The organism is Dongia mobilis (assembly GCF_004363235.1).
Lineage (GTDB): Bacteria > Pseudomonadota > Alphaproteobacteria > Dongiales > Dongiaceae > Dongia > Dongia mobilis.
On the sequence record NZ_SNYW01000008.1, the window covers coordinates 116695 to 141957 of the forward strand.

24 protein-coding genes are annotated in these 25263 nt (G+C 65.9%); 21 read left to right on the forward strand and 3 right to left on the reverse strand.

Going from position 1 to position 25263, the window contains the following annotated elements; all coding sequences use genetic code 11:
- The first annotated feature begins 100 nt into the window (after nucleotides 1–100).
- The 8 genes from A8950_RS09190 to fabG all read left to right on the forward strand — a co-directional run bounded on the left by A8950_RS09190 (nucleotide 101) and on the right by fabG (nucleotide 8796).
- On the forward strand, nucleotides 101–2422 hold the full coding sequence (locus A8950_RS09190; protein WP_133613362.1) for a propanediol/glycerol family dehydratase large subunit: 2322 nt from the start codon (nucleotides 101–103) through the stop codon (nucleotides 2420–2422).
- A complete protein-coding gene (locus A8950_RS09195) occupies nucleotides 2419–2865 on the forward strand; it encodes a diol dehydratase small subunit (RefSeq protein WP_133613363.1) in 447 nt (148 codons plus the stop codon). Before A8950_RS09190 ends, A8950_RS09195 begins: the two co-directional genes overlap by 4 nt.
- A gap of 55 nt (nucleotides 2866–2920) precedes the next feature.
- The gene (locus A8950_RS09200; protein ID WP_133613364.1) at nucleotides 2921–3616 is read left to right on the forward strand and encodes a cysteine hydrolase family protein; all 696 of its coding nucleotides are present in this window, start codon (nucleotides 2921–2923) and stop codon (nucleotides 3614–3616) included.
- 331 nt (nucleotides 3617–3947) lie between these two features.
- Nucleotides 3948–5108, forward strand: a complete 1161-nt coding sequence (locus A8950_RS09205; RefSeq protein WP_133613365.1) for an ABC transporter substrate-binding protein — start codon at nucleotides 3948–3950, stop codon at nucleotides 5106–5108.
- Nucleotides 5109–5230: 122 nt separating this feature from the next.
- On the forward strand, nucleotides 5231–6295 hold the full coding sequence (locus A8950_RS09210) for an ABC transporter ATP-binding protein (protein ID WP_243735590.1): 1065 nt from the start codon (nucleotides 5231–5233) through the stop codon (nucleotides 6293–6295).
- 14 nt (nucleotides 6296–6309) lie between these two features.
- Nucleotides 6310–7167: an ABC transporter permease gene (locus A8950_RS09215; protein ID WP_133613367.1), complete on the forward strand. Its 858-nt coding sequence runs from the start codon at nucleotides 6310–6312 to the stop codon at nucleotides 7165–7167.
- Between the two features lie 4 nt (nucleotides 7168–7171).
- A complete protein-coding gene (locus tag A8950_RS09220) occupies nucleotides 7172–7984 on the forward strand; it encodes an ABC transporter permease (RefSeq protein WP_133613368.1) in 813 nt (270 codons plus the stop codon).
- A gap of 29 nt (nucleotides 7985–8013) precedes the next feature.
- The gene (gene fabG, locus A8950_RS09225) at nucleotides 8014–8796 is read left to right on the forward strand and encodes a 3-oxoacyl-ACP reductase FabG (RefSeq protein ID WP_243735591.1); all 783 of its coding nucleotides are present in this window, start codon (nucleotides 8014–8016) and stop codon (nucleotides 8794–8796) included.
- Nucleotides 8797–8889: 93 nt separating this feature from the next.
- On the opposite strand, the gene qhpR is transcribed toward fabG, so the two are convergent.
- Complete coding sequence (qhpR, locus tag A8950_RS09230) at nucleotides 8890–9960, reverse strand: AraC-like transcriptional regulator QhpR (protein ID WP_243735592.1); 1071 nt, start codon at nucleotides 9958–9960, stop codon at nucleotides 8890–8892.
- 338 nt (nucleotides 9961–10298) lie between these two features.
- Here qhpR and A8950_RS09235 point away from each other — a divergent pair, with 338 nt between their 5' ends.
- The 8 genes from A8950_RS09235 (at nucleotide 10299) to A8950_RS09270 (ending at nucleotide 16628) form a co-directional block, all read left to right on the forward strand.
- On the forward strand, nucleotides 10299–11297 hold the full coding sequence (locus tag A8950_RS09235; RefSeq protein ID WP_133613369.1) for a phosphotransferase enzyme family protein: 999 nt from the start codon (nucleotides 10299–10301) through the stop codon (nucleotides 11295–11297).
- 16 nt (nucleotides 11298–11313) lie between these two features.
- Nucleotides 11314–12606 carry a class-III pyridoxal-phosphate-dependent aminotransferase gene (locus A8950_RS09240; protein WP_133613370.1) on the forward strand — a complete coding sequence of 431 codons (1293 nt, stop codon included), beginning with the start codon at nucleotides 11314–11316 and terminating at the stop codon, nucleotides 12604–12606.
- A 14-nt stretch (nucleotides 12607–12620) separates the two neighbouring features.
- A complete protein-coding gene (locus A8950_RS09245; protein WP_133613371.1) occupies nucleotides 12621–14216 on the forward strand; it encodes an aldehyde dehydrogenase family protein in 1596 nt (531 codons plus the stop codon).
- A gap of 15 nt (nucleotides 14217–14231) precedes the next feature.
- Nucleotides 14232–14831: a BMC domain-containing protein gene (locus tag A8950_RS09250; protein WP_133613372.1), complete on the forward strand. Its 600-nt coding sequence runs from the start codon at nucleotides 14232–14234 to the stop codon at nucleotides 14829–14831.
- Nucleotides 14832–14836: 5 nt separating this feature from the next.
- Entirely contained in the window at nucleotides 14837–15280 is a 444-nt protein-coding gene (locus tag A8950_RS09255) for a hypothetical protein (RefSeq protein WP_133613373.1), read from the forward strand.
- Entirely contained in the window at nucleotides 15277–15534 is a 258-nt protein-coding gene (locus tag A8950_RS09260; RefSeq protein ID WP_133613374.1) for a EutN/CcmL family microcompartment protein, read from the forward strand. Before A8950_RS09255 ends, A8950_RS09260 begins: the two co-directional genes overlap by 4 nt.
- 30 nt (nucleotides 15535–15564) lie before the next feature.
- Nucleotides 15565–15846 carry a BMC domain-containing protein gene (locus tag A8950_RS09265; protein ID WP_133613375.1) on the forward strand — a complete coding sequence of 94 codons (282 nt, stop codon included), beginning with the start codon at nucleotides 15565–15567 and terminating at the stop codon, nucleotides 15844–15846.
- 146 nt (nucleotides 15847–15992) lie between these two features.
- Entirely contained in the window at nucleotides 15993–16628 is a 636-nt protein-coding gene (locus A8950_RS09270; protein ID WP_133613376.1) for a microcompartment protein, read from the forward strand.
- A 114-nt stretch (nucleotides 16629–16742) separates the two neighbouring features.
- Here the strand turns inward: A8950_RS09270 and A8950_RS09275 are convergent, their stop codons facing one another.
- Together A8950_RS09275 and A8950_RS09280 are read right to left on the reverse strand one after the other, a co-directional pair.
- Entirely contained in the window at nucleotides 16743–17564 is an 822-nt protein-coding gene (locus A8950_RS09275; RefSeq protein ID WP_133613377.1) for a phosphodiesterase, read from the reverse strand.
- A gap of 70 nt (nucleotides 17565–17634) precedes the next feature.
- Nucleotides 17635–19758, reverse strand: coding sequence for a methyl-accepting chemotaxis protein (locus tag A8950_RS09280; RefSeq protein ID WP_133613378.1), 2124 nt, complete (start codon nucleotides 19756–19758; stop codon nucleotides 17635–17637).
- Between the two features lie 260 nt (nucleotides 19759–20018).
- Here A8950_RS09280 and A8950_RS09285 point away from each other — a divergent pair, with 260 nt between their 5' ends.
- The 5 genes from A8950_RS09285 (at nucleotide 20019) to A8950_RS09305 (ending at nucleotide 25248) form a co-directional block, all read left to right on the forward strand.
- Complete coding sequence (locus A8950_RS09285) at nucleotides 20019–20855, forward strand: pirin family protein (protein ID WP_133613379.1); 837 nt, start codon at nucleotides 20019–20021, stop codon at nucleotides 20853–20855.
- A 180-nt stretch (nucleotides 20856–21035) separates the two neighbouring features.
- Complete coding sequence (locus tag A8950_RS09290) at nucleotides 21036–22619, forward strand: trimethylamine methyltransferase family protein (RefSeq protein ID WP_133613380.1); 1584 nt, start codon at nucleotides 21036–21038, stop codon at nucleotides 22617–22619.
- Nucleotides 22620–22701: 82 nt separating this feature from the next.
- A complete protein-coding gene (locus A8950_RS09295) occupies nucleotides 22702–23520 on the forward strand; it encodes a M55 family metallopeptidase (protein WP_208109811.1) in 819 nt (272 codons plus the stop codon).
- 65 nt (nucleotides 23521–23585) lie between these two features.
- Complete coding sequence (locus A8950_RS09300; protein WP_133613381.1) at nucleotides 23586–24449, forward strand: carbon-nitrogen hydrolase family protein; 864 nt, start codon at nucleotides 23586–23588, stop codon at nucleotides 24447–24449.
- A 40-nt stretch (nucleotides 24450–24489) separates the two neighbouring features.
- A complete protein-coding gene (locus tag A8950_RS09305; RefSeq protein WP_166645092.1) occupies nucleotides 24490–25248 on the forward strand; it encodes a substrate-binding periplasmic protein in 759 nt (252 codons plus the stop codon).
- Nucleotides 25249–25263 lie beyond the last annotated feature (15 nt).

The window sequence follows — 25263 nt, forward strand, 5'->3', positions numbered from 1 at the left end:
CCGGTTTTCCCGGGGGAGTAAGGTCGGCTGGCGCAGGAGAACTGGCGCAGGAGAACTGGCGCAGGAGAACTGGCGCAGGAGAACTGGCGATGTGGCAGTCATGAGCAAGTCAGTGAGCGGTGAAAGCGGCAAGACCAGTGCGACCGACCCGAGAAGCGGGGGTGCCAATCGCTGGCGCCGCTTTGCCGATTGGGACGAACGGCCGCTGCGCCTCGACCGCTTCGCGATCGAGGATCCGGAGAACGGCTTTGCCGCCTTCAAAGGGGCGAAGGACCCGAAACCGGGCATCGAGATCGCGGATGGCCGCATCCTCTCGATGGACGGCATCCCGGCCGCCGATTTCGACATGATCGACCATTTCATCGCCACGCATCACCTCGACCTCGATCTCGCGCCCGAGGCGATGGCGCTGCCCTCGCGCGAGATCGCGCGCATGCTGGTCGACGTCGCCGTGCCGCGCACGGAACTGGCGCGCCTCGCCCACGGTCTCACTCCGGCGAAGCTCGCCGAGGTGGTGGCGCAATTGTCGGCGATCGAGCTGGCCTTCGCCTTTTCGAAGATGCGCACGCGCAAGACCCCCGGTAACCAGGGCCATGTGACGAATGCCAAGGACGATCCCCTGCAGCTGGCGGCCGACGCCGCCGCTGCCGTCGCCTTCGGCTTCGACGAGATCGAGACCACCATGCGCGTTGCCCGCAACTCCTGGTCGAACGCGCTGGCCTGTTCCGTGGGGGCCGCGATCGGGCGCTGGGGTACCCTCTTCCAATGCTCCAGCGAGGAGAACGAGGAACTGCAGATCGGCATGGCGGGCTTCACCTCCTATGCCGAGACGGTCTCGGTCTATGGCACCGAGAAGGCCTTCACCGATGGCGACGACACGCCCTGGTCGAAGGCCTTCCTGGCCGCCGCCTATGCCAGCCGCGGCATCAAGATGCGCTGCACCTCCGGCGCGGCGTCCGAATTGCTGATGGGCTTCCACGAGGCGAAATCGCTGCTCTATCTGGAGGCGCGCTGCCTCTGCCTGCAGCGCGCCATGGGCGTCCAGGGAACGCAGAATGGCGGCATCGACGGGGCGCCGCTCGCTTCCACCATGCCGGGCGGGGTGCGCGAATTGATGGCCGAGAATCTGATCGCGGTCTGGCTCGATCTCGAATGCGCCACCGGCAACGATGCGCGCCATTCCGAATCCGAGATCCGGGTCGGCGCCAAGATCCTGCCCTTCCTCATCGCCGGCTCGGATCTGGTCTGTTCCGGCATGGGTTCGATCCTGAAATACGACAATTCCTTCAACCCCTCCTCGTTCAACGGCGAGGAGATGGAGGATTTCCTGGTGCTGCAGCGGGATTTCGAGGCCGATGGCGGCTTGAACTCGGTCGACGAATCCCGCGCCCTCGAGCTGCGCCGCCGGGCCATCGATGCGCTTTGCGCGGTCTTCGCCGAGCTCGATCTGGGCTCGCCGACAGCCGCCATGAAACAGAGTGTGGCGATCGCCTCCGGCTCGAACGAGACCGCCAGCTATACCCCGCGCGAGGTCAGCTTCATCAGCGAGAAGATCAAGGCAAAGGGCATAAACGTGCTCGACGTCATCAAGGCGCTGGCCCGGCGCGGCTTCCGCGAGGAGGCGGAGAATCTCCTCCAGGTGGTGCGGCTGCGCGTCTCCGGCGACTACCTGCAGACGGCCGCCGTGGTGCGCCGCGGCCGCGTCATCTCGGCGGTCAACGATCCCAACGATTACGGGGGGCCCGGCAGCGGCTATCGCCTGTCGCCGCAGCGGCGCCAGGAACTGGCCGCAATCCGCGACGTGCTGACGCGCGAGGAAGTGCTGCGCACCGAGGCCACCTATGCCGCGGCGGAAAACCGGCGCATCACCTACCGCGCCCTCGGCACGGCGCCGGCGGCGGGACCCGAGAACGAGGTGGTTGTCGGGGTCAGTCCCGCCTTCGGCATCAAGCTCTACCGAACGCTGGCGGGTCATCCGCTCTCCGCCGTGCTGCGCGCGATCGGCGACGGCATCCGGGCGCGCGGCGGAGAGCCCCGCTTCGTGCGCCTGCGCCACACCGCCGACACCTCCTTCCTCGGCCTCTCGGCGGCGCGGCTGGCGGGGTCGGGGATCGGCATCGGCCTGCAGGCCAAGGGCACCGCGGTTATCCATCAGAAGGACCGCCTGCCGCACCACAATCTGGAACTTTTCTCCAACGCGCCGATCACCACGCTCGACCATTACCGGGGGCTGGGCGAGAATGCCGCCCTCTATGCCCGGGGCGAGATGCCGGAACCGGTGGTGGTGCCGACGCAGGGCCAGGCCCTGGGGGCCCGCTATCACGCCCAGGTGGCCCTCATCTATGCGATCGAAACCTCGCTGACCCAGGACGGCGCCAAGCCCGAGGCGATCGAGATCAGCTTCCAGGAGGCGGCGGAATGAGCGGGCCGGCCGACAGGAACGGGCGCATCCGCGGTATCGCCGACTATCCGCTCGCCGAGAAGCGGCCGGAGATCGTGAAATCGGCGCGCGGCAAGCCGCTCAAGGACCTCACCCTGGCTGCGGTCGAGGCCGGCGAGGTGACGCTTGAGGATCTCGGGATCACGCCGCAGGCCTTGCTCGACCAGGCGGCGATCGCCGCCAAGGCGGGGCGGCCCACCCTCGCCCGCAATTTCGCCCGCGCCGCCGAACTGGTCGAGGTGCCGCAGGACGTGCTGCTTCGCATCTACGAATTGCTGCGGCCCGGCCGGGCCGGGAACAAGGACGAGGTGCTGGCGGCGGCGCGGGAGTTGCGGGAAACCTACAACGCCCCCACCATGGCGGCCTTCGTCGAGGAGGCGGCCGAGATCTACGAGCGGCGCGGCCTGTTCACCTTCCGCTATTGAGGAGAACCACGGTATTGAGGGGAATCATGGTGGATCATCGGCCCGGCGGAACAGCATGAGTTGGAAGACCCGCAACCGTTCCTTCTATTACCAGGACGCCCCCGAGCCGGAGGATCTCGACTGGAAGCCGGCCGAGACGGCCTTCCTCGTCATCGACGTGCAGAACACCTATCTGGCGCGGCCCGACCGCGCCGGCCTCGATCCGGCGGGCCAGGCCGCCTATGACGCGTGGACGCCGTTTCATGAACGCATGAACGGTATCGTGATCCCGCGCATCAGGGACATGCTGGCATTCGCGCGCGCCCGCGGCATCGAATGTCTGTTCGCCCGCATCGCCTGCCAGACCGGGGATGGCCGCGACCGCTCCTTGAGCCAGAAACTGCCGGGCTGGAACAACCTGCTGCTGCCCAAGGACGAGCATGCCTCGCAGCTCGTGCCGCAATTGCAGCCGCAGGGCGACGAGATCGTCGTCACCAAGACCACGGATTCCGCCCTCACCGGCACCAATCTCCGGCTCATCCTCCACAATCTCGGTATCCGCAACGTGATCTGCGCCGGCATCTTCACCGATCAATGCGTCGCTTCCACCGTGCGGTCTCTGGCCGATGAAAGCTTCCGCGTGGTGGTGCTGGAGGATTGCTGCGCTGCGGGAAATGATGCACTGCACCAGCAGGAACTCGCCATCATCAACATGATCTACTGCCATGTGATGAATGCCGCGGAATTGAAGGCGCAACTGGCACCCGCCTGATGCCCGGCCATGCCGGATCCCAGCTGGATACGGGCTGAATCCGGGCTGAATGCTGACCGATCGTCCAGAAAGCCGCCGCTCACGCGCTCGTGGCTGGCGGTGGCGCGCGATCGGGTGTGGGATGGGTCTGTCAAGATTATCGCCCGAAATGTCAAGACCGGGTGGCAGGCGGGGCCTATCGTCGGCATCCTGCGAAGAACAGATGAACTCGCGCCAAGCGAGCCTGACCCCGATACGGGTCGAGATAGGTTGGACCAACAGGGCTGATTCAACAGGGAAGCGGCCGACGGCGGCAGTCACGCGCCCAGGGCCGCGGCAACGGAGAGGGAAGATGAGCTATTTCAAGCAGACGCGTCGCGATTTCCTGAAGCATTCCGCGCTGGCGGCCGGCGGTCTTGCCGCGGGCGGCCTTACCGGCCTCGGAGCCGCCTCGGCGCGCTCCAACGAACTCAACATCCTGTGCTGGGAAGGCTACAACTCGGCCCAGGTGCTGGATCCGTTCCGCTCGGAACACGGCATCACGATCCGCGCCGAATCGCTCACCAACGATCCCACCATGATCAACCGCCTCAGGGCGGGCGAGACCAATGTCTGGGACCTGATCAACGTCAACAATCCCTGGGCGCGCAAGATCATGTATCCGGAAGGCTTGATCAAGCCGATCGACCGCGCCCGCTTCGAGCCCTATTTCGACAAGATGTTGCCCGAGTTCAAGGCGCCCTATAAATGGGCGATGGACGAGAAGGGCGAGCAGCTGCTCGGCATGGCGCAGCGCTTCGGTCCGTTCTCCTACGTGGTGAACACCGACAAGATCAGCCGGGCGACGGCCGAGGACCAGGGCTGGGATCTGTGGAACGATCCGGCCAATGCCGGCAAGTACGGCGTGCAGGCCTCCGATGACTGGAACGTCTTCGACATTTGCTGCATTGCCGGCTTCGACCCCTTCAAGGAGCATTCGGACGAGGAAGTGGCGAAGTTCACCGAGACCGCGGCGAAGGTCTTCAAGGGCGCCAAGATGGTGAGCGACCTCGCCACCCTCAACCAGGGCCTGGTCTCGGGCGAGATCGATTTCTACCTCACCGGCGGCACCTATACCGCCTCGCCGGCGCGCGCCGACGGCGCCCTCAACATCCGCGCCATCACGCCGCTGCGCGGGCCGTTTGCCGACGGCAAGGCGGGCATTTCCTGGATCGAGATCACCTCGGTGGTCAACAACCCGGATATCTCGACCCATGCCGAGAACTTCCTGGAATACGTCCAGTCGCCGGAAATGTCGCACACGGTCGCCTTCGCCGAAGGCACCTTCAATCCGGTCACCCAGATGGGCAACAAGGCCTGTTTCGATCTCTTCACCAAGGAAGAGCTCGACATCATCCAGTGGGACAGCCTGGAAGAGGAAATGGCGCGCTGCGTCGAATATGATATCGTGCCGGATTATGACAAGCTGCTCGACATCATGACGGCGGCGAAGCGCGAAGCGTCCGGCGGCTGACGCAAGGCCACAAGACCACACGCGGGTCGCCCCTTTCGTCACGGATCGGGCGGCCCGCGTCGTTTTCGTGCTAGCGAGAACTGACTTCACGAGACTCCATCCAGGGAACCATGACGGGGATCATGACCGGCCGTTCGCCCATCCTGCAATTGCGCAACCTCACCAAGACGTTCGGCAGCTTCGCCGCTGTCAACAGCATCGATCTCGACATTGCCGAGGGCGAGTTCTTCACCATCGTCGGTCCGTCCGGCAGCGGCAAGACGACGCTGCTGCGCATGCTGACCGGGATGGAATTCGCCAGCTCCGGCGACATCCTCCTGCGCGGCGAGCGGATAAACGATTTGCCGGCCAACAAGCGGCCGACCTGCATGGTGTTCCAGTCGCTGGCGCTGTTCCCGCACCGGACCGTCGGGCAGAACATCGAGTTCTCGATGAAGATCAAGGGAATCGACCCGGCCAGGCGCAAGGCCCGCGCGCTCGAGCTGATGGCGCAGCTGCGCCTGCCCGAAAACTACTATGCCAAGAATGTCACCAAATGCTCGGGCGGCGAGCGGCAGCGCGTGGCGCTGGCTCGTGCCCTCGCCTATGAGCCGGACATTCTCTTCTTCGACGAGCCGCTTTCGGCCATCGACTACAAGCTCCGGAAGACGCTGGAGAAGGAGCTGAAGGACATCCACCGCGAGACCGGCAAGACCTTCATCTACATCACCCACAGCCTCGAGGAGGCGATGGTGATGAGCGACCGCATCGGCGTCATGCGCGCCGGGCGGCTGGTCCAGGTCGGCACACCGCAGGAGATCTACACCGCGCCGAAGACCAAGTTCGTCTCGGAATTCATCGGCGACGTCAACATCATCGCCGTCTCCGTCAACGGGTCCGGCGTCACGGCGCCGACGCTGGGCGTCGGCCTGAAAAGCCCGCCGGCACCCGCCGGCTTTGCCGCCGGGCATCTGGTGGTGCGGCCGGAATCGCTGCGTTTCCTCGAGCATGCCGGCGAGGCGGACAATGCCCTGAGCGGCCGGGTCTACAACGAATATGTGCTGGGCTCGCGCATCCAGTACCAGGTGCGCGTCGGCGAGCAGGTCTTCATCGTCGAGAAGCTGCGTCAGCAGGCCTTCGCCGGCAAGCTCGACGACAACGTGCTCATCGGCTGGGATGCCAAGGACAGCATCCTGGTGACGGATTGAGGGTGGGGCGCGCCATGTCGATCCTCTCCCGCCTGCTGCCCCCGGGCCGCCGCCACGCCCTGCCGCTGATCCTGTTCATGGCGGTGGGATTTGCGGCGCCCCTCTTCGCAGTCATCGCCTACAGCTTCGTGCCAGCCCGCACCTTCGACCTGTGGGCCGATTGGAGCTTCGACAACTATCTCGAGGTCTTCAATTCCACCAGCTACATCGCCTTCGGCTGGTCGCTGGGCCTCGCCGCCGCAACCGTCCTTATCCTGGCGCTGGTCTGCTATCCGGTCGCCTTCGGCCTGGCGCGCGTCTTCGGCAAATGGGCGACGCTGATCACGCTGCTCTTCACCCTGCCGCTTTTCGTCTCGGAGAATGTCCGCCTCTATGGCTGGATCATGGTCTTCATCAAGAACGGCGTGCTGCTGGGAACGCTGAAATCCTTGTTCGGCTGGGAACCGGACAGCATCGTCTTCACGCCGGAACTGACCCTGCTCGGCATGGTCTATGTGTATCTGCCCTTCATGTTGTTTCCGATGACGCTGGGCGTCTCGATGGTGCCGCAGCAGACCCGCGACGCGGCCTATGACCTCGGCGCCAGCCGCTGGCAGGTCTTCCGCGAGGTCGATCTGCCGCTCTCCATGCCGGGCATCGTCATCGGCTTCCTGCTGACCTTCGTCCTTGCCGTGGGTGCCATTGCCGAGGCCAAGGTGCTGGGCGGCCAGCGCATCATCCCGATCGCCAACGACATCGAGGTGGCCTTCACCTATGCGCAGAACTGGCCGCTGGGCTCGGCGCTGGCGGTGCTGCTGATGCTCCTGGTCGGCTTCCTGGTCCTGATCGTGCTGCGGCGCTTCGACCTCGACACCATCCTGGGCCGGAGGTGAGATCATGAACAGCCGTTCCGACCGCATGATCCGCGCCCTCATCTGGGCCTGGGCCAGCGCCATCATCCTCTTCATGTATCTGCCGGCCATCGGCCTGCTGCTCGCTTCCAGCACTTCTTCGCGCTATTTCATCTTTCCGATCCAGCGCTGGGGCTTCGACTGGTGGCAGAAGACCTTCGTCTCGCTGGAGATCCACCAGCTGTTCAAGACTTCCTTCGCCATTGCCGGCTCGGTCACCGTGATCGCCGTGGTGATCGCGCTCTTCGGCGCGCTCGCCTTCGCCCGCTATGACTGGAAGGGGCGCGGGATCTTCCAGAAGATCGTGCTGCTGCCGATCTTCTTTCCGCAGACCGTGCTGGGCCTCGCCCTCCTGCTCTGGTTCAACGCGCTCGGCCTGCAGATGTCGTGGCAGACGGCGGTCTTCGCGCATCTGGTCTGGATCATCCCGGTCTGCACGCTGGTCATTTCGATCCAGGTCTATTCCTTCGACCCGGCCCTGGAAGAGGCGGCGTTCGATCTGGGCGCCAGCCGCTTCCAGGTGTTCCGCGAGGTGACGCTGCCGGTGCTGTTTCCAGGCATCTTCTCCGGTGCGCTTTTCGCCTTCCTGCTCTCCTGGGGCAATTTCCCGCTTTCGCTCTACACCACCGGCGCCGACACGACGCTGCCCGAATATCTTTATTCCAAGATGATCGCCGGCTACACGCCGGGCGTCCCGGTGCTTGGCACCGCCTCGACGCTGGGCGCCGGAATCCTGCTGCTCTGCGGCTATCTCCTCATCGTCTACCTGCGCCGCCGCCGCTCGGCGGATGGCGCCTGACCAGCAACTGGAAACCGGAGGTCTCGACCATGTTGGGTGCATCGCTCAAGGACAAATCCGTCATCGTCACCGGCGCCAGCAAGGGCATCGGCAAGGGCATCGCGCGGGTCTTCGCGCAGCATGGCGCCAAGGTGCTGGTGGTGGGGCGCGACCTCGCCGCGGCCGAGGCGACGGCGAAGGAATTCGTGGCGGCGGGCGGCACGGCCAGCGGCTTCTCCGCCGACGTGACCAAGCTTGCCGACATGGAGAAGATGGCCAAGGTTGCGGCCGAGCGCCATGGCGGCGTCGACGTGCTCTGCGCCAATGCCGGCGTCTTCCCGCAGGTGAAGATGGAGGAAATGTCGCCCGAGACCTGGGACGAGGTGATGGCGACCAACCTCAAGGGCACCTTCCTCTCGGTCAAGGCCTGCATTCCCTATCTGAAGAAAAGCGGGGCGGGGCGTATCGTCATCACCTCCTCGATCACCGGCCCGGTCACCGGCTTCCCCGGCTGGACCCATTACGGCGCCACCAAGGCCGGGCAATTGGGCTTCATGCGCACCGCCTGCATGGAGCTCGGCAAATACGGCATCACGGTGAATGCGGTTCTCCCCGGCAACATCGTGACGGAAGGCCTCAAGGAACTCGGGCCCGAATACATGAAGGGCATGGCGGCGGCGGTACCGCTCGGCCATCTCGGCGAGGTCGAGGATATCGGCCATGCCGCGCTCTTCTTCGCCACCAAGGAAGCGGGCTACATCACCGGCCAGACCATCATCGTCGATGGCGGCCAGATCCTGCCCGAATCGCCCGACGCGCTCGCTCAGATGTAAGCGATAGAGGGTGGGGCCCGGTCGCGCCACCCGCTCACCTCATCCCCTCTCCCCTCGCGGGAGGGGGTCAGGGTGAGGGGGCCGACGTGAAGACTAGTGCGCCTGTTTCCGGTATGCCCGCGGGCTCACCCCGGTCCACCGCGTGAAGGCGCGGGTGAAGGCGGAGAGCTCGGAATAGCCCAGCAGCAATGCGATCTCGGTCAGCGGCAATTGATGCTGGTCGAGATACATGCGGGCGAGGGACTGGCGGGTCGTTTCCACCGCGTCCTTGTAGGTGAGGCCGGCCGCCGCCAGTTCCCGCTGGATGCTGCCCGGTGAGAGGCGCAGATCCTGGGCGATGCGCTCCAGCGCCGGATAGCCGTTGGGGAGAGAGACGCGGATCGCGGTCTTCACCCGCTCCACCAGGCCTTCATCGCCGCTCCTGTGCGAGCCCAGGGATTCGAGGCAGGTCCGCATCATGGTCATCAGCTGCAGGTCGGAGCCCGGCATGCCGCGTTCCAGCAGTTCCGGACGGAAGACGAGGGCGTTGGTCGGCTGGCTGAAATAGACCGGGGCGTCGAATGCCGCCTCGTGCTCCTTCCACAAGGCCGGGCGCGGATGCTCGAAATGCACCTCCAGCGGCGCCCAGCGCGGCCCGCAGCATTCGCGGATCACATTGGCGAACATGCCCAGCGACAATTCCGCATCCTGCCGCCGCTCGACGATCTCGGAGGCGTAGATCTGGTATTCCAGGCGCATCATGCCGTCATGGCCGCGCACCATGCGCATGCCGGAGGATTCCTGGTGGTAGTGGAAGAGGCGCACCAGATTGTCGAGGGCCACACCCAGGTTCGGCGCCGAGATGGCGGCATAGCCCCACATGCCCAAATCACGCGGCTGGAATTGCTGGCCGAACCACAGGCCGAAATTACCGGCCTCGCGGCGGTCGCCGCCGATCTGTCGGGCCGCCTCCTCGAACAGGCGGCAATAGGAAGCCAGCTTCACCTTGAGCGTCGGCGCCCCCGCCATGTCCGGCGCGATGCCGGAATTGCCGAAAATGGAATCGACATCGCCGCCCTGGGCGCCGATGAAATCGACGAGGCCGGTCGCGGCCGCGGCCAGCACCACGGGTGCGGCATCGCCGCCGCGGGCGGAAGCGGAAAGATCCATCAGGGCGGAGGTCATGGCGAACGTCCTTCCTGCCGGGGCCAGGCCGGCCGTGGATAAGCGGGAATGATGGCACGCCCGCATCGCCCGCTTCAAGGCCGATGGCTGCCACGCGCCGGCCGGGCGGGGTCAGCTGTCAAAATCATCCTGCCACGGGTCAAGCACATGGCTGCCCAACGGGACTAGCCTCACGCCTGAGGTGGAAACATGCCGTCCGCGGAGCAGCAGCCGGCCGGTCGCTCCTGCACGAAATACCGCCAGACGGCGGATCGGACCGGGATCGGGCGGACGAAGCAGATACGGCCATTTTTTCATCCCCGGGCGAGATGCCCGGGCTGGGAGCGAGGATCAGGCTGATGAGCGGTGCGCTCACGACGGAACAATTGCTGAAGGCGGTCGACGAGGTGGCGGCGGCGAGCCTGCCCTGCTGGGGTCTGGAGGGTGCCGATCTCAGTTTGATCAACCATTCCGAAAACTGGACCTACCGCGTCACCCCGAAAGGTGCCGCGCGGCCGGTGATACTGCGCGTGCACCGCGAGGGCTATCACACCATCAACGGCATCCGCTCGGAACTGGCCTGGATGCGGGCGCTGCAGGCGGAAGGCGGCGTCAAGACGCCCCAGGCCATCCCGGGCCGCAATGGCGAGGACATCCAGTCGGTATCGCATCCGGCCCTGAGCGTGGCCCGGCAATGCGTCCTCTTCGAATTTATCGACGGCATCGAGCCGCCGCAGGACAATCTGGTCGAGCCCTTCAAGCAATTGGGCGAGGTCACCGCCCGCTGCCACAATCACAGCGAGACCTGGAAGCGTCCGCCTTATTTCGAGCGCCTCGCCTGGGATTTCGAACATTCCTTCGGGCCCAATGCCAATTGGGGCTCGTGGCGCGACGGGCCGGATTGCTCGCCGGACCGAGCTAAACTGCTGCAGCGCGCGGTCGACCTCATGGAACGGCGCCTCGCCCGCTTCGGCCAGGCGCCCAACCGCTATGGCCTCATCCATGCCGATTTCCGCCTCGCCAACCTGCTCCTCCACAATGGCGATGTGCGCGTCATCGACTTCGACGATTGCGGCCTCGGCTGGTTTCTCTATGACGCCGGCACCGCGGTCTCGTTCTTCGAGGACCGGGCCGATGTGCCGGAGCTGATGGAGGCCTGGAAGGAAGGCTATCGCCGCGCCCGCGTGCTTCCCAAGGAGGACGAGGACGAATTGTGGACCTTCATCCTGATGCGCCGCATGACGCTGTTCGCCTGGATGGGCTCGCATAGCGAGACCCTGCTGGCCCGGACCGAGGGGCCCGGCTATTCGACCGGCACCTGCGAACTCGCCGAGCGCTATCTCAGTCAATATTCCTGAATCCCGGAGCAATCCCATGCCCGATCACATGCCGCAGAGTCCCGAGAAGCGCGAATTCATCGCCAAGTCGAAGCAGTTCTGGAACCCGGCCAAGACCCAGGCCTGGCAGGACATGGGTGTCGACCTGGTGATCGACCGGCGCGAGGGCTACCTGCTCTGGGACATGGACGGGCGGCGGCTCATCGATCTCCACCTCAACGGCGGCACCTACAATATCGGCCACCGCCACCCCGAGCTGATCGAGGTGCTCAATCGCGGCATGCAGCGCTTCGACATGGGCAACCACCATTTTCCCAACCAGGGCCGCACGGCGCTCGCGGAAATGCTGGCGCGGATCTGCGGCGGCGACATGCACTACACGATGTATGCCTCGGGCGGCGCCGAGGCGATCGACATCGCCCTGAAGACCGCGCGAAACGCCACGCAAAGGCGCAAGATCGTCTCGATCATCAATGCCTATCACGGCCATACCGGCCTGGCCGTCGCTGCCGGCGCCGACCGATTCAAGAAGATCTTCCTCTCCGACCAGCCGGAGGATTTCGTCCACGTTCCCTTCAATGACCTGAATGCGATGGAGGACGCCCTCAAGGGCCGCGACGTCGCCTGCCTGATCATGGAGACGATCCCGGCCACCTATGGCTTCCCCATGCCGCTGCCCGGCTATCTCGCCGAAGTGAAGAAGCTGTGCGAGAGATACGGCGCGCTCTATGTCGCCGACGAGGTGCAGACCGGCCTCATGCGCTGCGGCGAGATGTGGGGCTACCAGCGCTATGGCATCCAGCCCGACATCATGGTGACCGGCAAGGGCATCTCGGGCGGCATGTATCCGATCGCCTGCGTGGTGGCGCGCGAACCCTATGCCGGATGGCTGAAGCAGGACGGCTTTGCCCATATGTCGACCATGGGCGGGGCCGAGCTCGGCTGCCTCGTCGCCATGAAGGTGCTGGAGATCCTCGAGCGCCCGACCATGAGGCCGATGGTGAACTACATCGCCGAGACCTTCCGCAACGGCCTTCACGAGATCATGAAGCTCTATCCCGACTTCTTCGTCGGCATCCGCCAATGCGGCCTCGTCATGGGTCTCGAATTCGACTATCCGGAAGGCGCCAAGCCGGTGATGAAGCATCTCTACGAGAACGGCGTCTGGGCGATCTTCTCGACCCTCGACCCGCGCGTCCTGCAGTTCAAGCCGGGCGTCCTCATGACCGCGGATCTCTGCGCCGAGGTGCTGGAACGGGTCGAGCGCGCGGTGGGCCTTGCCCATGCCGAATGCATGGAGCGCGGCCGCCACAAGACGCGCGCGGCATGAAGGGGTAACGCGAGATGACTGCAATCGTTGAAGCCATCCTCGCCGGCGACCAGCGCGCCACCGGTGAAGCCGACATGATGCTGGAGAGCGCCGAATGGGCCGCCGCCGCCTTCGCGCGCTTCGACCGCGCCCGCATCGCCCGCATCGCCCGGGCCGCCGCCGATGTGGCCTATGCCCATGCCGGCGAGTTGGCGGACGCCGCCGTCGCCGAGACCGGATTCGGCGTGGCCGCCCACAAGAAGATCAAGAACGAGCTGACCTCCAAGGCGCTCCACGATCTCTACGCGGCCGAGGATTTCTGCTCGGCCCGCATCCGGGCCGAGCTCAAGATGGTGGAACTGCCGCGCCCGGCCGGCATCGTCTTCGCGCTGACCCCCTCCACCAACCCGGTCTGCAGCGTCTATTACAAGGTGCTGATGGCGCTCTTCACCAGGAACGCCATCATCCTCTCGCCGCATCCGATGGCGAAGAAATGCTCGGTCCGCGCGGCGAAGCTGATGGCCGAGGCGGCGGAAGCGGCGGGCGCGCCGCTCGGCGTCATCCAGGTAATCGAGCAGCCCAGCCTGCCCCTGATCGAGCATGTGATGAAAAGCCCGCGCGTCGGCGTCATTCTCGCGACCGGCGGCACGCCGATGGTGCGCGCGGCCTATTCATCCGGCAACCCGGCGATCGGCGTCGGCCCCGGCAACGCCCCGGTCCTGGTCGACGACACCGCCGATCTCAATGCGGCGGCAAAGCGCATCGTGGAATCGAAAAGCTTCGACAATTCCATCCTCTGCACTAATGAGAGCGTCGTCATCGCGGTGGAGAGCATTGCCGACCGCCTGCTGCAATCCCTGAAAGCCGCCGGCGCCCATGTGGCGAAACCGGAGGAGGTCGCAGCACTGCGCGAGCTGCTCTTCGGGCGCGGCACCTTCAATATCGACGTGCTGGGGAAATCGGCCATCGAGATTGGTGCCAAGGCCGGGCTCAAGCTGCCCGCCAATACGAAAATCATCCTTGCCGAGATCGACCGCATCGGCATCGACGAGCCCCTGTCGAAGGAGAAGCTCTGCCCGGTGCTGGGCTTCCTGCGCGTGCCGCATGCGCAGGCCGGCATCACCCAGGCCCGCGCGCTCGTGCGCCTATCCGGCGCCGGCCATTCGGCGGCGATCCACAGCAAGCACGCCCCGACCATCCTCGCCTATGGCGCGGCGGTGAAGGCGCTCCGCGTCGTCGTCAACGCGCCGTGTTCCCAGGGGGCGGCCGGCTTCGGCACGCATCTCGCCCCCGCCTTTACCATCGGCACCGGCTATTTCGGATCGTCCTCGGTGGGCGAGAATGTCGGCCCGCAGCATCTCGTGAACTGGACCCGCATCGCCTACAACGCCGACGCCGCGGAAGCCTTCGGCGGCTTCGACGGACTCGACGCCTGGGCCGGCGGGCCGGCGCTGGCGCTGGGGCGCGAGGCGCCGATGACCCTGGGCCGCCTGCAGGAAGGCGCCGAGGCGGTGCAGAACCCGCCGCCGCAACCGCCGGGACGCGCGGGCGATACCGACGAGATGGCGCTGATGCGCGAAGAGATCCGCCGCATGGTGCTCGAGGAATTGCGCGGGGCGCTGCGCTCGTGAGGAACAGCTAGCATCATGGCCGAGCTCCGCTCCTTCATCTTCATCGACCAGCTGCAGCCGCAGACGCTCTGCTATATGGCGAGCGGCATGCGCGGCCGCCTGCCGCGTACCAACATGGCAGCGCAGATCATCGAGGTCGCGCCCGGGCTCGACATCGAGGCGCTGACCGACGTGGCGCTCAAACACGCCGATGTCTCGGGCGGCATGCTGGTGGTGGAACGGCAATACGGCTATCTCGAATTCCACGCCCGCTCGACCGCGTCCGTAAAGGCGGCGGCCGAAGCGGTGCTGGAGGAGCTGGAGGCAAAGACCGCAGATGCGACCCCGCCCAGGATCCTCGCCTCGAAGATCGTGACGCGAATCGACCATGGCCACGCCTTCCTCATCAACCGCAACAAATCGGGTTCCATGATCCTCCCCGGCGAATCGCTCTTCGTGCTCGAGATGCAGCCCGCCTCCTATGCCATCCTCGCCACCAACGAGGCGGAGAAGACGGCGAACATCAAGGTGATCGACTACCGCATGTTCGGCGCCACCGGCCGGGTCTATCTCTCGGGCGAGGAATCGGACGTGCGCATGGGCGCCGAAGCGGCTCTTGCCGCGCTGAACGGGTGATCGCGATGCTGGACAAGGACATGATCCGCCACCTCATCCGCGACGTGATCGCCGAGGAAGTGCGGCACCTGAAGGCGAAACAGGCGGCGTCCCCGGCCGGCGAGACGGTCAGCATCCGCAGCGATGCCGATCTCGCCGCCTTTGCCCGCCGCGTGCTGGAACTGGCCGAGGATCCGAAGACCCGCGCCGCCATCGCCGCCGGGCGGCATCCGTTCCACCTCGCCGGCGCGGCACCGTCACCGGCGTCATCCGCCATGTCATCGCAGCGCATCGACACCCACCGGGTCGACACCCACCGGATCGACAAGGGCGTCGTCACCGAAGCCGTGATCGGCAAGCTGCCGAAGGGGACCCAGCGCCTGGTCCTCGCGGCGGGGGTCAGCATCACCCCGCTCGCCCGTGACAAGGCCAAGGCGCGCAACATCAGCATCGAAAGGATCGGACCATGATCAGGGGCAAGGTCGTCGGCCGGTACTGGGCGACGAAGCGCATCGAGCACATCCCCTCGGGCGCCTTTCTCGAGGTGGAGAGTGCCGGTGGCGCGCGCATGGTCGCCTTCGATGTGCTCGGCTGCGGCGAGGGCGAGGACGTCCTCATCGTCACCGGCTCCACCGCCGCCTCCTGGCTCGGCGGCGGCAAGATCCCGATCGACGCACTCATCATCGGCTCGCTCGACGAGACCGGCAAATCGAAATCGAAATAACCAACCCATCCAGCAAGCAAGGAGAGCAACATGTCCAACGCCATCGGAATGATCGAGACCAAGGGTTTCGTCGCCGCCCTCGCCGCGGCCGATGCCATGGTGAAGGCCGCCAACGTCACCGTGGTCGGCCGCGAGGAAGTGGGTGACGGCCTGGTCGCCGTCATCATCAACGGCGATGTCGGCGCCGTGAAGGCGGCAACCGAAGCCGGCGCGGAAGCCGCCAGCAGCGTCGGCACGCTGGTCTCGGTCCATGTCATCCCGCGTCCGCATCCCGATCTCGGCAAGCATTTCTCGACCGTCGCCGGGAAGTAACGGGAGCAGCCTTCAATGATGCTGTCATCCCCCGGCTTGGCCGGGGGATCCACGAGTTCCTTTTCGGTTGCCGACAAACTCGTGGATGGCCCGCCTGCGCGGGCCATGACAGCCAGGGGTGAGCAATCACCGAACCACGGAATGCCATGACCGAACTTCGCGTCTATCTGCTGGTCGAGGACCTCGGCCGCCAGTTTGCGGCCTATATGTCGACACCGACCCGCGCCCGCGGCTATCCGCCGGTGGAGGGCGAGCACAGCCTCATCATCGAGGTGGCGCCGGCGCTCGCCATCCATCGCATCTGCGACCTTGCGCTCAAGAAGATGCCGGACATGGAGCCGGGCCTGCTCTATACCGAGCGGCAATACGGCATCCTGGAGCTGCATTCGCGCGATCTCGCCCAGCTGCATGCGGCGGGAAAGGCGATCCTGGAGGGCATCGGCCGCAAGGCCGAGGACCAGCTGAAACCGCGCACGCTCTATGCCGACATCATCGACGATGTCTCCGACCAGCATGCGATCATCCTCAACCGGACCCGGGAAGCCTCGATGCTGCTGCCGGGGAAATCGCTGCTGCTCTACGAACTGGAGCCGGCGCTGTTCGCCTCGGTCGCCGCCAACGAGGCGGAGAAGGTGGCGCCCGGCATCACCCTCGTCGACGTGCAGATGATCGGTGCCAGCGGCCGCCTGTTCCTGGCCGGCACGCATGCCGAATGCGAACGCGCCCGCGACCGCATCGACGAGGTGCTGGGCAAGGTCATCGGACGCCCGGGGAAGGGGTAGGACGTCCCCGCAAGTTTCATGTCGTCATGCCCGGACTTGTTCCGGGCATCCAGTGCCGCCATGGATGGGCTGGGTCCCCGGGTCAAGCCCCGGGATGACGGTTACAAAGGGCGCCTACAGCACAAACCTTTGCGGCCCGGCGAGGAAGCTGCGCTGGTGCACCACCACCAGCTCGGCATCGATCAGCACGACACCGTAATGCGGCGCCTCGGGCGAGCCCCAGACGGTATCGTCGGGTTCGTTGAGCGCCCGCTCGATCGAGAGATAGGGGGTGAGCTCCAGCGCCGTCTGGTGGTTGGTGCCGAACAGGGTCGAGAAGGGCATGCCCCGCCAGGAGCCCGAAATCGGCCGGTGGATATGGCCGAAGAACATGTGGCGGATGCGGCTGCGGTGCGGGGCGATGGCGCGTTCGAAGGGCGCGCGCTCGAGGATCGCGAGGCGGTCGTCGCCGGCGATGCCGACCGGGAAGGGCGGGTGATGCTGGCAGAGATAGACCGGCTTCTCGCCGCCTTTCGCCAGCGCCTCACTGAGCCAGGCCGCACGCCGCTCGCAGAAGGCGCCGTGATGTTTCATCGGTTCCAGCGTGTCCAGCATCAGGAAATCGCCGAGCGGAGTCTCGATCCGCCCCTGCACGAAGCCATTGCCGTCATCGAAGGCATCCGGAAAGGCGGCGCGCAGATCGGTGCGGCTGTCATGATTGCCGACCAGCAGATGCACCGGCATCGGCAGGGGTGACAGGATCTCCTTCATCAGTTCATAGACCGGACGCCCGCCGCGATCGGCGAGGTCGCCGGTGATGATGCAGAAGGCGGCATCGCCATGGGCGGCCAGGATGTCGTCGACGCAGGCGCGCAAGCGCCAGGAGGGGTCGGTGCCATAGAGCGCCTCGCCGCGCCCGACCAGATGGGTATCGGTGAGGTGAATGATTTTCAGCATGCTGCACGGATTGCCGGGGATTGGGCCGGCATCCTATCCCTGCGCGGGCAAATCCACCAGCGGCTGCGTGTTACAACGCCCGCACGGTGCCGAGGAACTGCTCCACCTCGGATTTCAGCGTGACCCCGTTGCGGGCCAGCTCGGCCGCCGCGGTGAGGACCTGGCTCGCCGCCTCGCTGGTCTCGCGCGAGGCGGCGGTGACGCCGCCGATATTGCCGGAGACCTCGCTGGTGCCGGCGGCGGCCTGCTGCACGTTGCGCGAGATTTCCTGGGTGGCGGCACCCTGTTCCTCGACCGCCGAGGCGATGGCGGTGGAGATCTCGCTGACCCGGGTGATGGTCTGGGAGATCTCTCCGATCGCTGTCGCCGAGGATTGCGTTGAATCCTGGATGGCGCGGACCTGTTCGCCGATCTCGTCCGTCGCCCGGGCGGTCTGGGTCGCCAGGTTCTTCACCTCGGAAGCCACCACGGCGAAACCCTTGCCGGCCTCGCCGGCGCGCGCCGCCTCGATCGTGGCGTTCAAGGCCAGCAGGTTGGTCTGGCTGGCGATCGCATTGATGAGGCCGACCACATCGCCGATCTTGGCCGCCGCCGCTGCCAGGCTCTGTACCTGGTCGTTGGTGACGCCGGCCTGGGCGACCGCCTCGCCGACGATGCGGGTCGATTCCGTCACCTGGTTGCTGATCTCGCTGATCGAGGAGGTGAGTTCCTCGGTCGCCGACGCCACCGTCTGCACGTTCTGGGTCATCTCCTCGGCTGCCGCGGCAACGGCGTTCGATTGCTGTGCCGTCTCCTCGGCGGTCGCCGACATCGATTGGGCGGTGGATTGCAATTCGGTCGCGGCGGCGCTGACCGCATCGATCACCGCGGCGATCTTGGCGTCGAACTGGGTCACTTCCTGCTCCAGCCGGCGCCCGCGCTCGATCTGGCGCGCCTGTTCGGCGGCCTGGGCGGCGGCCAGCTCGCGCCCCTCGATCAGCTTCTGGCGGAACAGTTCGGTGGCCTTGGCCATGTCGCCGATCTCGTCGCGGCGTTCGGTGGCCGGCACGCTGACGTCGTAGACGCCGCCGCTCATCTCGCCCATGACGCCGGTCAGGCGGGCCAGCGGCGTGGTCAGCGAACGGGCGCCCAGCACCCCGGCGACAGCGCCCAGGATAAGCGCCAGCACGGCAAAGCCGATGATGATGTTGCGGGTCAGCGTCACGGGGGCGAAGATCTCGGCGCTGTCGATCTCGCCGATGACTGCCCAGCGCGTGCCATGGAAATCCAGCGGGCTGAAGGCCGAGACCACCTCGACGCCGCGATAATCCTCGATCAGCCGGATACCGTGCTCGCCGCCCAGTGCCGCGACGCTTGCCGGTGTCTCCACTTTGGTGGTCAGGATCGAGGTCTCGCCCTCCTTCAGGAAGCGGGAATCGCTGCGCATAAGGTAGTCGGCGCCGACGATATAGGTCTCGCCGCTTTCGCCCATGCCCTCGGCGCGCTGCATCAATTCGTTGATGCGCCCGACCGGCATCTGGAAGGCCAGCACGCCCAGCAGTTTGGAGCCGCGCAGGATGGGGGCGGCGATGAAACTGGCCGGCGCATCCTTGCTGGGGCCATAGGGGGCGAAATCGGCGAAGCCCGCCGTCACCTTGCCCTCGCCCTCGACCACCTGGCGCCAGGCCGCGGCGAGGCCGGAATCCTGCCATGGCCCTTCGGCCAGGTTGGTGCCGAAATCGGGTTCCTTGGTGACCGAGTAGACCACATCGCCACTGGCCGAGATCAGGAACACGTCGTAATAGCCGCGGCCGAGCGAGAAGCTGCGGAAATTGCCGTGCAGGTTCTGGTGCGCCTTGCTGTAATCCGAGCCGTCCATGGCGTTGTCGAGGGCGCCGAGATCGGACGGGTTGGGATTCCGCTCGACATAAAGCTGGCGCAGGGCCTCGCCGCCGAGGACGGCATAGGTGCGCTCGAAGGTGGACATGGCGAGGACCGTCGGCCCCGCCTTCGCCATCAGCGCCAGATCCTCGTCGATCGCGCGCAGGTAATCCGTGAAGGCGGCGGTCCGGGCATCGACCAGCGCCATCAGCCGGTCGTCGGTGGATTTGCGCAGCGCGTCCTGGGCGAAATAGACGGCGACCGTCCCGAGGATGGCGACGACGACGGCGATCAGGGCGGCGATCGCGAGCGGCACCTTGGCGACAAGCTTCATGACTGGATTCTCCCCCTCTGCCGGAATCTGTCGGATGGCGCGGATCGCACCGGCAGATTCCAGTTATCGAGACATGCTGTCAGAAGAATCTGAGCAAAAACTTAACCAAAATCAGTCGGGAGCCTGAAAACGCAATCATCATCCATATGCGCCCGGCTGCGGGATCGTTTCGAAAAGGTCAACAATGAATTGACCGGCTGGGTGATTGGTTCGCGGGTTGCCCACCCCTAATCTTGTCCGGGAAAGGGAGCAGCGATGCCATGAGCCAGATCCGCCAGACCATTCACGTCATTCCCGGCCAGGAGACCTCCGACGGCGCCGGGGTGAGAATGAAACGCCTCTTTCCGGTGGCGGGCATCGTGCAGATCGACCCCTTCCTGCTGTTCGACGAATTCGGCTCGGACGATCCCGATGCCTATATCGGCGGCTTCCCGGACCATCCGCATCGTGGCTTCGAGACGGTCACCTATATGCTGGCCGGACGCATGCGCCATTTCGACAGCCGCGGCAATTCCGGCCTGCTCACCGCCGGCGGGGCGCAATGGATGACGGCCGGGCGCGGCCTCGTCCATTCGGAAATGCCGGAACAGACCGACGGGCTGATGCGCGGCTTCCAGATCTGGGTCAATCTGCCGGCCGCCGAGAAGATGACGCCGCCGCGGTACCAGGATTATGCGCCGGAGGAAATTCCCGAGGTGGAACTGGCGGGCGGTATCCAGGTGAAGGTGGTGGCGGGCAAGGCCGCCGGCATCGCGGGGCCGGTCAACGGCGTCTCGCGCCAGCCCCTGCTGGTGGATGTGGCGCTGCCGGCGAATGCGGCCTGGCAATGCCCGGTCGATCCAGCTGCCACCGTCCTCGTTCATGTCTTCGAGGGGGAGGTCGCGGTCGGCAACGAGACCCTGCCCGCCGCCCATATGGCGGTGACGGCCGAGGGCGATACGATTGCCCTCAAGGCCGGCGCCGCCGGTGGCCGTGCCCTGATCCTGGCTGCACGGCCGATCGGCGAGCCGGTCGCCCGCGCCGGTCCCTTCGTCATGAACACCAGGGCCGAGATCGAGCAGGCCTTCATGGATTACCAATCCGGCCGGCTGGCCTGAGCGGCCTTTTCTCGCGATGACCTCAGCGCACTGAGCTTAGGGCGATGATCCCAGCGCATCGCCCTAGCGCAATTTCTTGGCCCGCCCCGCCGCCGCGTTTCGCTAGACTTCCCGGGGCTTCAGTTCTGTCGTCCCCGGGCCTGGCCCGGCCCTGGCGACGATTCACGGCGGGAAGAGAGCATGGATGAACATCGCGGCGGCCACCCGGAAAGCGAGAGCGGCGCGCGGGTAGCCCGGCGCCGGCGCGGCGTGGAGTCGGCACGCCGCCCGCGCGAGAGCGGCGTGCCGCAGGTGAAGTTCCCGGCGATCCTGCGCCGCGCCCTCAAACCCATCGAACCCTTGCGCGACGACCAACTCGAGGACATCCACCAGGCGTCGCTCACCATCCTGGAAGAGATCGGCATCGAGTTCATGGGGTCGGCGGCGCGCGCTCTTTTCGAGCAGGCCGGGGCCCGGGTCGACCATGGCAGCGGCCTCGTCAGGATCCCGCGCGCGGTGATCGACACGGCGCTGAAGACCGCGCCGGCCTGCTTTCGCCTCACCCCGCGCAACCCGGCGCGCGCCATCGAACTGGGCCATGATGCCGTTGCCTTCGGCCTCGTCGCCGGGCCGCCCAATGTGCATGACTGTGTCATCGGCCGGCGCGCCGGCAATCTCGCCGATTACCAGCGCCTAGTCTCCCTCGCGCAATGCTTCGACATCATCCACCTCCTCGGCAACCAGGTGACGGCGCCGCAGGAATTGCCGGTGGCGACACGGCATCTCGATTGCTACCGCGCCAATGTGACGCTCACCGACAAGGTCTATCACTGCACCGCGATCGGCCGCGAACGCGCGCTCGACGGCATCGACATGATGGCGATCTCGCGCGGCCTCACCCGCGAGCAGATGGTAGATGATCCCGGCGTGCTGACCATCATCTCGGTCAATTCCCCGCGCCGCTTCGACGAGGCGATGAGCGACGGGCTGATGGCGATGGCGGAATGGGGCCAGGCGGTGGTGGTGACGCCCTTCACCCTGATGGGCGCCATGGCGCCGGTCTCGATCGCGGCGGCGCTCGCCCAGCAGAATGCCGAGGCGCTGGCCGGCATCGCCCTCACCCAGTTGACGCGCCCGGGATCGCCCGTCGTCTATGGCGCCTTCACCTCGAATGTCGATCTGCGCTCCGGGGCGCCGGCATTCGGCACGGCCGAGAATGCGCGCGCAACCATGGCCGGCGGGCAATTGGCGCGGCGCTACAATCTCCCCTACCGCGCCAGCAATGCCTCCGCCTCCAACATCGTCGATGCGCAGGCGGCCTATGAATCGCAGATGTCGCTGTGGTCCTCGGTCATGGGCGGCGCCAACCTCGTCTATCACGGGGCCGGGTGGATGGAGGGCGGCCTCACCGCCTCCTTCGAAAAGATCGTCCTGGACGTGGAGATGCTGCAGATGATGGCGGGCCTGATCCAGCCCTTCGATACCAGCCCGGCCGAACTTGGCCTCGACGCCCAGCGCGAGGTGCCGCCGGGCGGGCATTTCTTCGGCGCGCAGCACACGCTGGAACGCTACCAGCACGCCTTCCAGCAGCCGCTGCTCTCGGACTGGCGTTCCTACCCGGCCTGGGCCGAGGATGGGGCGAAGGATGCCACCCAGCGAGCCACCGCCATCTGGCAGCAGGCCTTGGCGCATTTCACCCCGCCACCCCTCGATCCCGCCATCGCGGAAGCGCTCGACGCCTTCGTGGCGAAGCGCCGGGAAGAGCGCAAACACGCGTCGGACTGAGCCGCTCCCCCCTGCCGATCCCGGCTAGCTTTCGCCCCCTGCTTCGTGCATCACTTGACGCGTCACGGGGAACAGCGAGCACATGATGAAAGTCTATATCAGCAGCGACATCGAGGGTACGGCCGGCATCACCAACTGGAACGAGGCCGAGAAGGACCACAAGGATTACACCGAATTCCGCGACTTGATGACGGGCGAGGTGCTGGCGGCGGTGGATGGCGCGATCGCGGCGGGAGCCAGCGAGATCGTGCTCAAGGACGCCCATGATTCGGGCCGCAATATCCTGACCGGGGAACTGCCCGATTGTGTCCGGATCGTGCGCGGCTGGAGCGGCCATCCCTTGAGCATGGTGCAGGAGATCGACGCCAGCTTCGATGCCGTGATCTTCACCGGCTATCATTCCCGCGCCGGGGCGGAAGGCAATCCGCTAGCCCATACCATGAATCTCGATATCGGCGAGTTGCGCCTCAATGGCGTACCGGCTTCGGAATTTCATCTTCACGCTACGGCAGCCGGCTATTACGGCGTGCCGGCGGTTTTCCTCTCGGGCGACGCGGGCATCTGCGCCGATGCGGAGAAGCTCAATCCCGGCATCGAGACGGTGGCGACCATGGAAGGCATCGGCCGCTCGACCTTTTCCATCGCGCCGAAACTGGCGCGGGCGAAGATCAAGGAAGGGGTCAAGCGCGCGCTCAGCGCCAGCCGGGCCGGCAATCGCACCGCCTGCGTCATGAAGCCGGCAGCGGAAACGGTGATGGAGGTCTTCTTCACCAATCCGGTTTCGGCCTACAAGGCGTCCTTCTATCCGGGTGCGACGCATGTCGGAAACCGCACGGTCCGTTTCGCGCACAGCGATTTCTTCGAGATCATGCGCGCGCAGAAATTCATCCTGGGGGCGTGACAGTCTCAATTCGTCATGCCCGGGTTTGACCCGGGGATGACGCAAGAGGAATCGAGAGCAAAGCCATGACCGAACGACGACCCGTCACCATTTCCATCGCCCAGTTCAATGCCCAGGACGACGACAAGGCCGGCAACCTTGCCAAGGCCGAGCGCTTTTTGGACGAGGCGGGGGCCCGGAAGAGCGATATCGTGGTGCTGCCGGAGCTCTTCACCGGCACCGGCTTTTCCGGCGGCAACGCCCATGAGGCGCTGGCCGAGCCGATACCAGGCCCGACCTTCGAGATGATGGCGGCGGCGGCGCGGCGCTACGCCATGTATGTGACCGGCTCGTTCTACGAGAAGGGCGCCGACGGCAGATTCTACAACACGGCCCCCGTGGTGGCGCCGGGCGGGGATCTGCTGGGTTGCTATCGGAAGACGCATCTCTTCGATGTCCCCAACCGCACCGACCTGCCGCCGGGCATCATGGAATCGAGGAAGGTCTCACCGGGGTCGGAGCTGCAGCTCTACGATACCAATCTCTGCCGCTTCGGGGTGGGCATCTGCGCCGATATCCGCTTTGCCGAGATGTTCCGCGCCTATGCCAAGGCCGGGGCCGAGCTGATCCTGCTGCCGACCGCGTTCCTGAGCCCGCGCTTCGATCATTGGGATTTCCTGCTGAAGGCACGCGCCACCGACAACCAGATGTTCATCGCCGCCTCCGGCATGACGGGCAAGGAAAAGACCACCGGCATCGGCTTCATCGGCCGCTCCACCGTGGTCGATCCCTGGGGCGTCATCCTGGCCGGGGCGCCGGACGAGGAGGCGATGCTGACCACCACGATTGACCTTGATCAAGTCAGACGCGTGCGCAACTGGTGGCCGCTCAATGATCAGCTGCGTGACGATCTCTACCGACATGTTAAGGTGAGGGCACAACAGAGCTGAAGGGCGGGCGATGCAGTGGCGCGGGCGATGGCGGCAGGGTTTGCTTCTGTTCATTCTGCTTTTCCTGCCCGGCCCATTTTCCGTCGCCGCTGCGGACCGGGCCATCACCATCGTCGCCGAGAACGACTGGTTCCCCTATGCCAGCGACCAGGATGGCCAGCCCGTCGGCATGGCGGTCGATTTGGTGCGGGCGGCCTTCGCCGCCGCCGGCGCAGAACTCGAGCTGGTAATCCAGCCCTATGCGCGCTGTCTCGAGGGACTGGAGCTCGGCAGGCAGGCCGGTTGCTTCAACACCATCCGCGAACCGGCCAACGAGGCGCGCTTCCTGTTCCATGCCGCGCCGCTGTTCTCGGCCCGCATCCTGATTGTCGCCCCGGCCGATTCGACCGCCAGCGGCCTCGGCCCCCTCGATCTTGAAGGCCAGGCGGTCGCCGTCACCAACGGCTATACCTATGACGAGCCGTTCCAGAGCAGCACGCGTGTCGACAAGGACGTGGCCAGCTCGGATCTGGCCGTGCTGCGCCTGGTGGCCCTGAAGCGCGTTCCCTATGGCGTCATCTACGAGCAGGTGATGGCGCATCTGATGAGTCAGCATGGCGGGGAGCTTGCCGGCAATATCAAGGTCGTCGGCGTGCTCAGCCAGCCCGACCTCTACGTCTCCTTCTCAAGAATCCATCCGGATACTCCCCGCGCCATCGCCGCCCTGGATCGTGGCCTGGCGCTGATCCGGGCTGACGGCACCTATGACGAAATCACGCGGCGCTGGGCTACGCAATTCAATCTTGTCGGCGGCAACTGAGGTGCCCCGCCGGCA

Bases quoted from the DNA above. Each gene is read 5' to 3' on its own strand.
- A8950_RS09190 (WP_133613362.1), top strand. From the start codon at position 101: ATGAGCAAGTCAGTGAGCGGTGAAAGCGGCAAGACCAGTGCGACCGAC.
- A8950_RS09195 (WP_133613363.1), top strand. From the start codon at position 2,419: ATGAGCGGGCCGGCCGACAGGAACGGGCGCATCCGCGGTATCGCCGAC.
- A8950_RS09200 (WP_133613364.1), top strand. From the start codon at position 2,921: ATGAGTTGGAAGACCCGCAACCGTTCCTTCTATTACCAGGACGCCCCC.
- A8950_RS09205 (WP_133613365.1), top strand. From the start codon at position 3,948: ATGAGCTATTTCAAGCAGACGCGTCGCGATTTCCTGAAGCATTCCGCG.
- A8950_RS09210 (WP_243735590.1), top strand. From the start codon at position 5,231: ATGACCGGCCGTTCGCCCATCCTGCAATTGCGCAACCTCACCAAGACG.
- A8950_RS09215 (WP_133613367.1), top strand. From the start codon at position 6,310: ATGTCGATCCTCTCCCGCCTGCTGCCCCCGGGCCGCCGCCACGCCCTG.
- A8950_RS09220 (WP_133613368.1), top strand. From the start codon at position 7,172: ATGAACAGCCGTTCCGACCGCATGATCCGCGCCCTCATCTGGGCCTGG.
- fabG (WP_243735591.1), top strand. From the start codon at position 8,014: ATGTTGGGTGCATCGCTCAAGGACAAATCCGTCATCGTCACCGGCGCC.
- qhpR (WP_243735592.1), bottom strand. From the start codon at position 9,960: ATGACCTCCGCCCTGATGGATCTTTCCGCTTCCGCCCGCGGCGGCGAT.
- A8950_RS09235 (WP_133613369.1), top strand. From the start codon at position 10,299: ATGAGCGGTGCGCTCACGACGGAACAATTGCTGAAGGCGGTCGACGAG.
- A8950_RS09240 (WP_133613370.1), top strand. From the start codon at position 11,314: ATGCCCGATCACATGCCGCAGAGTCCCGAGAAGCGCGAATTCATCGCC.
- A8950_RS09245 (WP_133613371.1), top strand. From the start codon at position 12,621: ATGACTGCAATCGTTGAAGCCATCCTCGCCGGCGACCAGCGCGCCACC.
- A8950_RS09250 (WP_133613372.1), top strand. From the start codon at position 14,232: ATGGCCGAGCTCCGCTCCTTCATCTTCATCGACCAGCTGCAGCCGCAG.
- A8950_RS09255 (WP_133613373.1), top strand. From the start codon at position 14,837: ATGCTGGACAAGGACATGATCCGCCACCTCATCCGCGACGTGATCGCC.
- A8950_RS09260 (WP_133613374.1), top strand. From the start codon at position 15,277: ATGATCAGGGGCAAGGTCGTCGGCCGGTACTGGGCGACGAAGCGCATC.
- A8950_RS09265 (WP_133613375.1), top strand. From the start codon at position 15,565: ATGTCCAACGCCATCGGAATGATCGAGACCAAGGGTTTCGTCGCCGCC.
- A8950_RS09270 (WP_133613376.1), top strand. From the start codon at position 15,993: ATGACCGAACTTCGCGTCTATCTGCTGGTCGAGGACCTCGGCCGCCAG.
- A8950_RS09275 (WP_133613377.1), bottom strand. From the start codon at position 17,564: ATGCTGAAAATCATTCACCTCACCGATACCCATCTGGTCGGGCGCGGC.
- A8950_RS09280 (WP_133613378.1), bottom strand. From the start codon at position 19,758: ATGAAGCTTGTCGCCAAGGTGCCGCTCGCGATCGCCGCCCTGATCGCC.
- A8950_RS09285 (WP_133613379.1), top strand. From the start codon at position 20,019: ATGAGCCAGATCCGCCAGACCATTCACGTCATTCCCGGCCAGGAGACC.
- A8950_RS09290 (WP_133613380.1), top strand. From the start codon at position 21,036: ATGGATGAACATCGCGGCGGCCACCCGGAAAGCGAGAGCGGCGCGCGG.
- A8950_RS09295 (WP_208109811.1), top strand. From the start codon at position 22,702: ATGATGAAAGTCTATATCAGCAGCGACATCGAGGGTACGGCCGGCATC.
- A8950_RS09300 (WP_133613381.1), top strand. From the start codon at position 23,586: ATGACCGAACGACGACCCGTCACCATTTCCATCGCCCAGTTCAATGCC.